Consider the following 12,915-nt stretch of genomic DNA (forward strand, 5'->3'; position numbering starts at 1 on the left):
TTTTTATGAAGCAAGATCGCTCGGTTATCGATCAATCACTTTTTTCACTTAGCTGGCCTATTTTTATTGATATTTTCTTGCATTTAGCAACTTTATTTATCAATACCTATATGATTAGTCATGTATCGATGTCGATGGTCGCCGCCACTACGGTCGGTAACCAATTTTTTGATATCTTTATTCCGATCTTTAATTTTATCGGCATTGGTTGCAGCGTAGTTGTTGCTCAGTATCTAGGGGCTGGTACGCAAGATCTTGCTCGTAAAGCAATCCACTTATCGATTTCATTTAATTTAGTATTGGGCGCATTATGTTATATATTTATTTCCTTATTGGGCTATCAAGTATTAATTTGGATGAATACGCCTAGCGCAATTTTGGATATGAGCTATGACTATTTTCATATATTAGGTATTTGCTTAATGTTTGAAGCGGTGGCAATCATTATGGCATCTTGCTTAAGAGTATATGGGCATTCAAAAGTAGCCATGTATGTATCACTTATTATGAATGTAATCACGATCATTGGTAACGTTATTGTCCTTTATGGTTTTTGGGGAGTCCCACAAATGGGACTTGTCGGAGTGGCCTGGTCGACGGTAATGGGTCGCGTAGTCGGTGTTACGCTATTATTTTGTTTGTTATTTTATGGATTACGCATTAAAGCAGAACTCTCTTTATTTTTTCATTGGAACAAAAATATTCTTAAACAAATTTTTAAAATTGGCTTACCTTCTGCCGGCGAAAACTTATCTTGGTCTGGACAAATTTTAGTTATGACCGCTTTTATTGGCCTTATGGGTGAAACAGCGCTTGCCGCTCAAGCCATATTTTTCCAAATATCGTATTTCATGATGTTATTTGCCCTGTCAATCGGCGTCGGTAATGAAATCATGGTTGGTCACTATGTCGGTGCAAAACGATTTGATGATGCCTATAAACGAACGTTTAAAAGTTTAAAGCTAGGCATGATAGTGACAGCATTTGTCGTGATAACTTTCTTTTTACTTAGGAAGCCTTTAGTAACTTCATTTACCGATGATTGGAATGTTATTAATACCATTTTACCTATTTTTATTTTATCGATTTTCCTAGAGCCGGGCCGTACGCAAAATATCGTTATGGTGAATGCACTAAGAGCAACAGGAGATGCGAAATTTCCACTCTATACAGCTTTGGTTTGTATGTGGGGGATCGCAATTCCTATCGGCTATTTCCTTGGTATTAAAATGGAAATGGGATTGATGGGGATTTGGATTGGATTTGCCTGTGATGAATGGGTTCGCGGCTTGATCAATGCATGGCGTTGGAAATCACGGAAATGGGAAACAAAACGCTTAGAAATAGAACAGCTATAAAAAATAATTTCAATTTATTTAGATGAGCATAAGCGAGGTATTCGCCTCGCAACAACCTTATCATCAATCGCTAAACAATAACCAATAACCATTAGCCACTGCTAATATCGCAAATTTTAATATTGTCTTAATATTTATATTGTACAATAACTATATAGCTAAAAAACAACAATCGGCAGCCATAATGAGAATACTTCTAATAGAAGACGATACTTTAATCGGCGATGGTATACAAATTGGTCTAAAAAAATTAGGTTTTACTCTTGATTGGTTTATAGATGGTCAAGAAGGTGAAAATGCTCTGTCTTTAGCACCTTATGATGCTGTTATACTTGATTTAACCTTACCCAAAAAAGATGGCTTAGCTATTTTAAAAAATTGGCGCCAATCAGGTCTTACAACTCCTGTATTAATTTTAACTGCTCGTGATGCTATTGAGCAGCGAGTAACGGGCTTGCAATCAGGAGCCGATGACTATGTTTGTAAACCTTTTGCCTTATCCGAATTATCAGCAAGAATACAAGCCTTAATTCGTCGCAATCACCTTAAAGTTGTTCCAGAGTTAACGTTCGAAGATATTAGTTATAATCCTGAAAGCCAAGAAGTCAAAAAAGCAGGGCAGTTAATCATATTAACAAGCAAAGAAACGCGGCTGCTTGAGCTATTCTTATTAAATACCAATAAAGTATTATCGAGAGAACTCATACAAGAAAAGCTATATAGCTGGTCTGACGATGTAGCCAGTAATACTGTTGACGTCTATATCCATAATCTGCGTAAAAAACTCGGTAATAATGTAATTAAAACAATTTATGGTGCAGGTTATGCCCTGAGCAAAGAGTAGGTATATAACCATATGAAACCATATAGCTTACGTTTACGATTAATCTTTTTTATTAGTAGCCTTTTGTTGTTAGCATGCTCAATCACCACGAGTATCTCTTACTTTGAACTTAAAAATTCATTGAAACAAGTCTTTGATAGCCAACAGTTACTTTTCGCTAAACGATTAGCAACCCTTGGTTTCCACGGTAATATGATGTTCAATCCTACGCACTCGAAAACACCACGAATAAATGGTAATGAGTTGGATTCATTAGACTACGATGATGATGCTCTGGCTTTTGCAATTTTTAATCGTCAAGGAGAAATGATTGTAGATGACGGTGAGAATGGTAAAAAATTCCATTTTTATGGTGGCTTTTTCCCTTCAAAAAGAAATAGAGCAATGACCAGTGAGCAAGGAAAATGGCGCATATTATGGTTATTAAGTAATGACAACCGTTCAATAATTGCGGTAGGGCAAAAACTAGATTATCAGCAAGATATTCTTGCCGAACTTGTTTATAAGCAAATGCTCCCATGGCTAAGCACATTTATTGTCATCATTTTATTTGTCGCGATACTAATTGGACGAAGTTTTTCGCCAATTAAAATATTAGCCAATCGAATTGCAAGTCGTAAGCCAGATGAAGATAGTGCGATTGATATCAATGGAGTAGCTAAAGAAATAAGCCCTTTTATCTTAGCATTAAACAAGCTATTTGCCCGTATTTCGTCAATGATCACTCATGAACGACAATTTATTTCGGATGCCGCCCATGAATTAAGAACACCATTAGCCGCTTTGCGAGTGCAAACTGAAGTAGCCCAATTATCAGATGATGATAAAGTAAGCCGTGAGCGAGCGCTTAATAATTTAATTATCGGTATTGATCGAACATCTCACCTAGTTGATCAACTGCTAACCCTATCACGCTTAGATTCTTTAGAAATTCAAGATGAACAACAAAATCTACCTTGGCGAGGACTAATTAATCAGGTTGTTGAAGAGCTAAAACCATTCGCTCAACAAAAAAATATTAAAATACTGATTAATGAACAATGTACGAATCAAAAAATAGTCGGACAGCCATTATTATTATCAATTCTAGTTCGCAATCTAATTAATAATTCAATACGCTATATTCCAGATCATTCACAAATCATGATTACGATTAAGCAAAATGCCATTATATTTGAAGACACTGGAGCAGGAGTTGATAATGCGGTATTAGCTCGTTTAGGTGAACGTTTTTTCCGCCCTGCGGGGCAAAAAGAGAAAGGGAGCGGACTCGGTTTATCTATCGTTAAAAAAATTGCTGAATTACATAAAATACAAGTAAAATTCGACAACCAGAAACAAGGAGGATTTATTGTAACCCTCCGTTATTAATTATTACGTTTCAGGAAAAAAGTGGCAGGCAAATAGATAGATCCATAAGCTTAGTGCCAACAAAATAGAAAGGAAAACCGCTGCTGAGCCATAATCCTTAGCCCGCCCAGATAGCTCATGGTGCTCAGTACCAATACGATCAACAACACACTCTATCGCGCTATTAATCAATTCGACAATCATAACAAAACCGACTGAGCCAAGCAGTAAGATACGTTCATAAATTGAAAAATCGACAAACATCACAATAACATAAGCAATAATGAGCAAGAAAAATTCTTGCCGAAATGCTACCTCATTGAGAAAAGCGGATCTCAATCCTTGAATCGAGTACTTGCCTGCATTAATAACTCTGCGAATACCGTTGACCTTCATTGCATTACCTATAATTACCTTACATAACCATAATTCATTAAACGTTGAAAACGTCTTTCTAATAATGCAGGACGATCCATATTTTCTAACTCATCGAGGTCATTAATAAGTTGTTTCTTTAATGCAGTAGACATCATCGCATAGTTTCGATGTGCTCCTCCTAACGGTTCGCTAATAATAGAGTCAATAAGATTTAATTTTAATAATTTATCGGCCGTCATATTCATCGCTTCCGCTGCTAACGAAGCTTTATCGGCACTTTTCCATAAAATAGAAGCACAACCTTCTGGTGAAATAACAGAATAAGTACTGTATTGTAGCATATTCACCTTGTCACCAACGCCTAAAGCAAGCGCTCCACCAGAACCACCTTCACCAATAACGGTACAAATGATAGGTACATTTAATTTAGACATTTCACGTAGATTATGCGCTATAGCCTCTGACTGTCCACGCTCTTCAGCACCAATACCAGGATAAGCGCCAGGTGTATCAATAAAGGTAATAATTGGTAAGTGAAAACGCTCAGCCAATTGCATTAACCTTAAGGCTTTTCGATAGCCTTCGGGAGCGGGCATACCAAAATTACGGTAAATTTTATTTTTTGTTTCTCGACCCTTTTGATGACCGATCACCACAACAGGCCGATCACTAATACGAGCAATTCCACCGACAATCGCTTTATCGTCAGCATAAGTTCTATCGCCATGGAGCTCATCAAAATCAGTAAAAATTTCTTTAATATAGTCAAGCGTATATGGTCTATTTGGATGGCGAGCTAATTGCGCAACCTGCCAAGGTGTTAGATTTGAAAATATTTTTTTGGTTAATTCTTTGCTTTTTTTATTAAGCAGCTTAATCTCGTCATCAAGATTAATATCGAGTTTAACCTCTTGTGAATCCATATTCTTTAGTGAGTCAATTTTAGCTTCTAACTCAGCGATAGGTTTCTCAAAATCTAAGAAAGTATTCATAACTATTCAACTTTTGCCTCTATAGGAATCTTGTCAACAACAAGATTCATCTATCATTCAATGATTATTTAACAATTTACAACAACGAGTTAGTTTAAAAATTTAATTTACATAATAACAAACTAAACTTGTATAGTAATTCACTAATTTTACTATGTATTTGGGATAAAGCACTACAAATTTCCAACTTTATCGACACTTAATCAAACTCAAGCTCAACGCGATCGTTGCCTAATAGGCTTTTCAAGCTAATTAATAACTCATCATTAGGTGTAACTCGCCAAGTCATACCAAATTCAATTTTTGCTCGAGCTTCGTCCGTTTGATAATAAATATTCACAGGCACGCTACTATTGCGGTATGGTTCAAATGCCTTTTGTAGCTGTTGTAAAAATGGACGATTAACCTCTGCCTCTTGCAATGATATACTCAGTCCTTTTACATACTTTTCTCTTGCTTGACTTAAATCGATAATATCGCGGCCAGATACTTTAAAACCACCATTAAAATCATCGACACTAACTTGCCCTGAAACTATCAAGATTTTATCTTCGACCATTAAATGCTCGAACCGTTCTAATGACTCACCAAAAAGCATCACATCGATGCGACCAGAGCGATCATCTAAAGTAAATAAACCAATTCGGTTGCCTTTTTTAGTCAAACGAATTCGTGCCGAAACGACTAACCCCGCAAAGGTTGCTATTTTCCCCCAGCCTGTTGGATTTGCTTCGCTAATACGCGTACCGTTGGTATATCTAGCGAGTTCTTTTAAATATTGTGTGACGGGATGACCCGTCAAATATAATCCCAGTGCTTCTCGTTCACCATCAAGAATTAGCTGTTCAGGTAATTCTGGTACATTACCATAAGCATATTCGACTTGCTCAGGCTCTTGTGCTAATACACCAAACATATCTTCTTGGCCAATATTTCTCGCTTTAGTATGTTGCTCTGCTGCTTGTATCGCATCATTAATACTATGTAAAATAGCCGCTCGATGTGGGCCAAGTTTATCAAACGCACCAGCCATTGTTAGTTTTTCTAATACTCGGCGATTTAATTTTTTAATATCGGTTTTGGCGCATAACTCAAAAATATTTTTAAAATATCCATTTTTACCCTGCTCATTGCGTGCTTCTACAATTGCTTCAATTGGCCCTTCTCCTACGCCCTTAATCGCACCGATTCCATACACAATTTCACCTTTCTCATTAACATGAAAATGGTATAAGCCACTGTTAATGTCTGGTGGATTAACTTTAATCCCCATACGTAAGCATTCGTCAACTAGACCGACTATTTTATCAGTATTATCCATATCGGCAGTCATTACCGCAGCCATAAATTCGGCTGGAAAATGGGTTTTTAGCCATAATGTTTGATAGGAAACTAAAGCATAAGCGGCAGAGTGAGATTTATTAAAACCGTAACCTGCAAATTTTTCAACAAGGTCGAAAATTTTCATCGACAGTTCACCATCAACGCCTGATTGCTCAGCCCCTTCTTTGAAAACAGAGCGCTGTTTTGCCATCTCTTCTGGCTGCTTTTTACCCATCGCACGACGCAATAAATCTGCCCCACCTAATGTATAGCCAGCCAGCGTTTGAGCTATTTGCATGACTTGTTCTTGGTAAAGAATAATACCGTAAGTGGGTTCTAAAATAGGTTTAAGCGACTCGTGCTGGTATTGACTGTCTGGGTAGGAGACTTCTTCACGACCATGTTTTCGGTCAATAAAATTATCCACCATACCTGATTGTAGAGGACCGGGCCTAAATAATGCGACTAAAGCAATCATATCTTCAAAGCAGTCTGGTTTTAACCGCCGAACAAGATCTTTCATTCCTCTAGATTCTAATTGGAATACAGCTGTCGTTTCCGCCTTGAGCAACAATTCAAATGCTAAAGGATCATCAAGAGGGATATGATTAATATCAATTGCCTCTTTTCCTTCATTTTTTATGCGTGAATTAATCATACCGAGTGCCCAATCGATAATGGTTAATGTCCTTAATCCTAAAAAGTCAAATTTAACCAGGCCGGCATACTCAACATCATTTTTGTCAAACTGAGTAACAGGATGATGGCCTTCCGAATCACAATAAATCGGTGAAAAATCGGTGATTTTTGTTGGTGAAATAACGACCCCACCAGCATGTTTACCCGCATTACGCGTAACACCCTCTAACTGGCGAGCAATATCAATTAGGCCTTTAACATCTTCGTTATTATCGTAAAGTTCTTGTAATTGCGGCTCAATTTCAAATGCTTTAGCAAGCGTCATTCCAGGGTCAAGTGGAATTAATTTAGAGATACGATCAACAAATCCATAAGGATGACCGAGCACGCGCCCCACATCACGAATCACTGCTTTTGCCGCCATAGTACCAAAAGTAATAATCTGTGATACCGCATCTCGGCCATACATCTCCGCAACATGATCAATGACTAAATCTCGTTTATCCATACAAAAATCAACGTCAAAATCAGGCATAGATACACGCTCAGGATTTAAAAACCGTTCAAAAAGTAAATCAAACGCTAATGGATCAAGATCGGTAATACTTAACGCGTAGGCAACAAGAGAGCCCGCGCCGGATCCTCGCCCAGGCCCTACGGGAACAGCATTATCTTTTGACCATTGAATAAACTCCATCACAATTAAAAAATAACCAGGAAAACCCATTTGATTGATTACATTTAATTCAATATCTAAACGTTCATCATATTCTGGTCGACGTTTTGCTCTTATTTCAGGGTCTGGAAATAATAAAACAAGTCGTTCTTCAAGCCCTATTTTTGCTTTATGAATTAAAAAATCTTCTGTTGACATATCTCCAGTAGGAAATTGTGGTAAAAAATACTCACCTAAACGGATTGAGACATTACAACGTTTAGCAATTTCAACACTATTTGCTAAGGCTTCAGGGATATCAGAAAACAGCTCACACATTTCATCTTCACTACGAAAATATTGTTGCGCTGAGTATTTTTTGGGCCTTTTAGGATCATCAAGTGTATCGCCATCATGAATGGCGACTCGGATTTCATGAGCCTCAAAATCGCTACTTGATAAGAATTTAACATCATTAGTTGCAACAACGGGTAAATTATATTGCTCCGCTAACTTAATCGCTTGATTCACAAATAGCTCTTCATTATCTCGCCCTGTGCGAATTAGCTCTAAATAAAAATGGTCAGCAAAATAATTTTGATAAAATTCGATAGACTGATTGATAATAAGTGAGTTATCACGAATAACACCAATACCCACATCGCTTTTATAGCTAGCAAGAAGAATTAAACCAGACTTGTGCTCCGTAAGCCAATTTTGGTCAACTATGGGACCATCGCCAATATAGCCTCTCTGATAAGCTTTTGAAATTAATAGCGTTAAGTTTTGGTATCCGTCATTATTTGCCGCTAATATAGTGATATCATAAAACGCATCAAGCTCTTCACTATAAATTTTAACATCAGCGCCAATAATGGGTTTTAACCCTTTTGATAAAGCGCTGCTATAAAATTTTACTAATCCACACAAGTTAGTAAAATCAGTTATGGCCAGCGCAGCCATATTCATCGATGCCGCTTTGTTAACTAAAACGCCAGTTTTAGCAACCCCGTCAATCATCGAGAAATCGCTATGAACATGCAAATGGATAAACTTTGGTTCGGACATAAAATTAGGTATTGATAATAAATTTTGCTAAATTATAGCACTAATTTAGTGCTGAAGTTTAAATAATCTTAATGAGGATTTTAATATCAATAAGCGCCAAATAAAGAAGAGGAGGAACATTGCTAGCAATGCTCCTGATTAGCTCAGTCATAAAACTAGTCACAACGAATGGTTATCGCAAGCCCTCCACGAGAGGTTTCGCGATATTTTGAATTCATATCCTTACCGGTTTCATACATAGTTTCAATTACTTTATCAAGCGAAACCTTAGCTAAAGTCGTACGTCTCAATGCCATACGAGTGGCATTAATCGCTTTAACGGCTGCAATAGCATTACGCTCAATACAAGGAACCTGAACTTGCCCACCAACGGGATCGCAAGTCAGACCTAAGTTATGCTCCATACCAATTTCAGCCGCCATACAGACTTGTTGTGGATTACCACCAAGTAGCTCAGCAAGCCCCGCAGCAGCCATCGAACACGCAACCCCTACTTCGCCCTGACATCCTACTTCTGCACCTGAAATAGAGGCATTCATTTGATAAAGTTGACCAATTGCCCCACAAGTCAAAAAGAAACGAATATAAATATCCGGCGTTATTGGCGCAACAAACTTGTTATAATAAGCAAGAACGGCAGGAATAATTCCGCATGCACCATTGGTCGGCGCGGTTACAACTCGCCCACCCGCAGCATTTTCTTCACTTGCGGCTAACGCAAACATATTAATCCAATCAATAATAATCATCGGGTCACTAATGATTTTTTCTGAACTTGTTGCCAATTGGCGATGTAATAAGAAAGCACGACGCGGTACTTTTAGCGGTCCAGGTAATAATCCTTCCGTGTTCATCCCTCGCTGAATACAATCTTCCATCGTTTTACCCACTCGAGTAAAATAAGCTTCGATCTCATCATAACTATGAATTGTTAATTCATTTTTCATCACAATACTTGAAATTGATAATGAATTTTCATCGCAATATTCCAATAACTTTTCAGCACTAGAAAAAGGATATGGCACATCACTGCTTGAATTACTTTCTTTACCAAAGTCTTGTTCAAGTACTATTTTCCCTCCGCCCACAGAATAATACGTTTGCTGTAAAAGAAGTTTATCACCTTGGTAAGCAGATAAGGTCATACCATTTTCATGTAACGGTAAAAACTTTGAATGAAAATTCATACTGCTTGCAAGCGGGAAATCGACTTCGTATTTTCCTGCATAGATAGGGAGTCGACCACTTTTACTTACCTGATTAATAAAACCAGGAATGGCATCAATTTCGACGCTATCAGGTAAATTGCCCGCAAGACCCATGATAATAGCAATGTCAGTTTGGTGACCTTTACCTGTTAAGGATAATGATCCATAAACATCCGCTACAATCTTGGTAACGGACATGATTAAGTTATCTTTAATTAAATCATCAACAAAGAGCTTTCCTGCTCGCATTGGCCCAACAGTATGGGAGCTGGACGGACCAATCCCAATTTTAAAAATATCAAATACAGAGCTCATCATTGCCTCCTTACGATTATTTAGATGACATAATACTGGTCTAAATAAAATCAAAATGACTTTATGCTTAATTTTATAATGTAAGTCCCATTACATAAAGTGGTACTTACTAATTGCTGCAATCACGTTTAAGCTACAATCCTAAGCGCTCTTGCAAACTATAAATTGCAGCATATATAGAGCCAGAAACAAGATAAACTGCAGCGGAAATTGCGATCAAACCCATAACGACAATAAAAGTATTACTTAGCCTACCTCGGTATTTTGCTAGTACAGGTAATTTATGGATTGCATACATTGGCATTAAAAATAATATGATAGCAAGTACAGGGCCGCCTAATGATTCAATAAGTCCAAGAATACTTGGATTTAATGTTGCAACGCCCCATGCGGTAACAAACATAAAAATAGCGGCGATATTATCTAATTTTTTTAGACCAATTGTTTTACCCTTACTACGCAATGCTTTATTCACAATACCATTAAAGCCTTCTTTACCGCCTAAATAGTGCCCAAGGAAGGATTTCGCCATCGCGACAAAAGCAATAATTGGCCCCATATACTCAATAACAGGCGAATTAAAACGCTTAGAAAGGTAAGATAAAATCGAAATATTCTGTGCTTTGGCATCTAATAGCTCAGCAGGCGTTAAACATAATGCACAGCTAAAAACAAAAAACATTACCGTAACAACCATCATAACATTACTAGCAGCAATGATTCTCGAGCATTTAGCTTCCACATTTTGCTCGCCATACTCTTTCCGCTTAGCCACCGCTAAAGAAGAAATAATTGGTGAATGGTTAAATGCAAATACCATTACAGGGATCACTAGCCATAATGTCATCCAAATTCCTTGACTACCTGCAAGTGTACTGCCTGACCAAGAAAAATCAGTGAATAATGCACCATTCCACTCAGGGATGAGAAATAGCCCTAATATCATTAAAACGACAATAAACGGAAAAACCAAAACTGACATGACTTTTATAATTAAATTTTCACCTAAATGAACAATTAACATTAATGCGCCAACTAAAATAAAAGACAATAGTACTCTAGGTGGTGCAGTCATTGACAATTGATATTGCATAAAATCGATAACCGTATTAGTGATACCAACGCTATAAACTAAAAGAATAGGATAAATAGCAAAGAAATAAAGCACCGTGATCCAGTTGCCAGCGGTTCGACCAAACGCCTCTTCAACCACTACGGTAATATCACCATCCGAGTTTTTCCCTGACAATACAAAGCGGCATAATGCACGATGAGCAAAAAATGTCATAGGGAAAGCTAACACAAGCATTACTAATAATGGTAATAAACCGCCTGCACCAGCATTAATAGGTAAAAATAATACACCAGCACCAATCGCAGTACCGTATAAACTTAGCATCCAAGCCGTATCAGTCGCTCGCCATTTTGGTATTTGACCAGCACTCACATCTAGATTTTTTTTATCGCTCACAGACTTAATCCTTTTTAAATAAAATGCACTATTTTTAATGAATGGTCTCATCATAACAAAAAAATATGATAAAAGTAGTGACTCTTATCACAAAATAATTTTTTTATGTTATTTTTCAATTGGTTAATTATTGATGCCAAAGCAATAAAATAGAGTTTCGTTATTTATCTATTCTCTTTCTCTAAATTGAGTAACCAATTTTTACGCCATAATCCTCCACCATAACCAGTTAACTTACCATCTGCACCAATTACTCGATGGCAAGGAATAATAATACTCATTTGATTCATACCATTAGCATTTGCAACAGCCCTAACCGCCTTAGGATTGCCAATATATACCGCTTGTTCCTGATAAGAACGCGTTGTACCATAAGGAATATCCATCAATGCTTGCCATACTTGTTTTTGAAAATCAGTCCCTTTAGTATCGAGCGTTATTGTAAAATTTTGACGTTTGCCAGAAAAATATTCGTTAAGTTGTTGCTTCGTTTGCTTAATATGTACATTATCTCCGCGTACTAAAGTTGCATTATAACGTTTAACAAGATGCTTAAATTCGGTCTCTAGCATACGGCGATCGGTGAATTCAAGTAGACATAAACCATTATCAGTCGCTCCAGCAAACATTGTACCGATTGGCGTTTCAATACGATTTAAATAAATAATACTCTTATCTTTTGCTTTGGAAGGCGATACGCCGAATATCGCTTTGAATGAATCACTAAAGCCACTTAAAGATTCAAAACCACTGTCGAAAGCAGCGTTAATAACAGACTCACCTTCCTGTAACTTTTTTAATGCCATGTTGATTCGGTTCATACGCTGAAATGCATGAAACGTCATCTGATGATGCTTTAAAAACCAACGCCTTATTGTATAAGGCTCAAAACCCCGTTGACGTAAATCATAGTCTGATAATTTTTGTTCTGGGTTCTCTTCTAATAATGCTAATAGAGTTGCAACTTCTGTAGGCGTTTGGTCGGGTAAATATTGTGGTTTACAAATTTTACAAGGCCTGTAGCCGCTTAAAATCGCATCATGAGCGGAAGAAAAAAATTCTACATTTTCTTGCTTTGGTTTACGTGCAGTACAAATACAGCGGCAAAAAATCCCTGTAGTTTTAATTGCTGCATAAAAAATCCCATCATAACTTGGATCTTTGTTTAGTAATGCATAATACATTTCACTCGCTGTTAGATTCATCATCTTTTACCTTTAATAATTAGATTTATTGTCTATTTTAAGCATTGCTATGGATAGCAACCAACCGCAAAATTAACAACTATTTTATCACTAATTAGTTCAAAATTTT

The 12,915-nt window shown here is 37.1% G+C and carries 9 protein-coding genes; 3 read left to right on the forward strand and 6 right to left on the reverse strand.

Annotation, left to right across the window (positions count from 1 at the left end; genetic code table 11):
- Positions 1 to 5 precede the first annotated feature (5 nt).
- The 3 genes from RHO12_08260 (at position 6) to qseC (ending at position 3,573) form a co-directional block, all read left to right on the forward strand.
- A complete protein-coding gene (locus RHO12_08260) occupies positions 6 to 1,358 on the forward strand; it encodes an MATE family efflux transporter (protein ID WVD65375.1) in 1,353 nt (450 codons plus the stop codon).
- A 184-nt stretch (positions 1,359 to 1,542) separates the two neighbouring features.
- Positions 1,543 to 2,202 (forward strand): response regulator, encoded by a 660-nt coding sequence (locus tag RHO12_08265; protein ID WVD65376.1) that lies wholly within the window; start codon positions 1,543 to 1,545, stop codon positions 2,200 to 2,202.
- A gap of 12 nt (positions 2,203 to 2,214) precedes the next feature.
- Entirely contained in the window at positions 2,215 to 3,573 is a 1,359-nt protein-coding gene (gene qseC / locus RHO12_08270) for a quorum sensing histidine kinase QseC (protein WVD65377.1), read from the forward strand.
- A gap of 3 nt (positions 3,574 to 3,576) precedes the next feature.
- On the opposite strand, the gene RHO12_08275 is transcribed toward qseC, so the two are convergent.
- The 6 genes from RHO12_08275 to RHO12_08300 form a co-directional block, all read right to left on the reverse strand.
- Entirely contained in the window at positions 3,577 to 3,948 is a 372-nt protein-coding gene (locus RHO12_08275; GenBank protein WVD65378.1) for a diacylglycerol kinase, read from the reverse strand.
- A gap of 14 nt (positions 3,949 to 3,962) precedes the next feature.
- Positions 3,963 to 4,922 carry an acetyl-CoA carboxylase carboxyl transferase subunit alpha gene (accA, locus tag RHO12_08280; protein WVD65379.1) on the reverse strand — a complete coding sequence of 320 codons (960 nt, stop codon included), beginning with the start codon at positions 4,920 to 4,922 and terminating at the stop codon, positions 3,963 to 3,965.
- Between the two features lie 199 nt (positions 4,923 to 5,121).
- Positions 5,122 to 8,559 carry a DNA polymerase III subunit alpha gene (dnaE, locus tag RHO12_08285; protein WVD65380.1) on the reverse strand — a complete coding sequence of 1,146 codons (3,438 nt, stop codon included), beginning with the start codon at positions 8,557 to 8,559 and terminating at the stop codon, positions 5,122 to 5,124.
- 203 nt (positions 8,560 to 8,762) lie between these two features.
- On the reverse strand, positions 8,763 to 10,133 hold the full coding sequence (locus RHO12_08290; GenBank protein WVD65381.1) for an L-serine ammonia-lyase: 1,371 nt from the start codon (positions 10,131 to 10,133) through the stop codon (positions 8,763 to 8,765).
- 130 nt (positions 10,134 to 10,263) lie between these two features.
- Entirely contained in the window at positions 10,264 to 11,601 is a 1,338-nt protein-coding gene (locus RHO12_08295) for a serine/threonine transporter (protein ID WVD65382.1), read from the reverse strand.
- A gap of 164 nt (positions 11,602 to 11,765) precedes the next feature.
- Positions 11,766 to 12,809 carry a methylated-DNA--[protein]-cysteine S-methyltransferase gene (locus RHO12_08300; protein ID WVD65383.1) on the reverse strand — a complete coding sequence of 348 codons (1,044 nt, stop codon included), beginning with the start codon at positions 12,807 to 12,809 and terminating at the stop codon, positions 11,766 to 11,768.
- Between the last annotated feature and the right edge of the window lie 106 nt (positions 12,810 to 12,915).

It is taken from the genome of Orbaceae bacterium lpD02, from assembly GCA_036251875.1.
Classification (GTDB): Bacteria; Pseudomonadota; Gammaproteobacteria; order Enterobacterales; family Orbaceae; genus Orbus; species Orbus sturtevantii.

Coding starts and splice junctions, on each gene's coding strand:
- RHO12_08260 (WVD65375.1), top strand. CDS start 6: ATGAAGCAAGATCGCTCGGTTATCGATCAATCACTTTTTTCACTTAGC.
- RHO12_08265 (WVD65376.1), top strand. CDS start 1,543: ATGAGAATACTTCTAATAGAAGACGATACTTTAATCGGCGATGGTATA.
- qseC (WVD65377.1), top strand. CDS start 2,215: ATGAAACCATATAGCTTACGTTTACGATTAATCTTTTTTATTAGTAGC.
- RHO12_08275 (WVD65378.1), bottom strand. CDS start 3,948: ATGAAGGTCAACGGTATTCGCAGAGTTATTAATGCAGGCAAGTACTCG.
- accA (WVD65379.1), bottom strand. CDS start 4,922: ATGAATACTTTCTTAGATTTTGAGAAACCTATCGCTGAGTTAGAAGCT.
- dnaE (WVD65380.1), bottom strand. CDS start 8,559: ATGATTGACGGGGTTGCTAAAACTGGCGTTTTAGTTAACAAAGCGGCA.
- RHO12_08290 (WVD65381.1), bottom strand. CDS start 10,133: ATGATGAGCTCTGTATTTGATATTTTTAAAATTGGGATTGGTCCGTCC.
- RHO12_08300 (WVD65383.1), bottom strand. CDS start 12,809: ATGATGAATCTAACAGCGAGTGAAATGTATTATGCATTACTAAACAAA.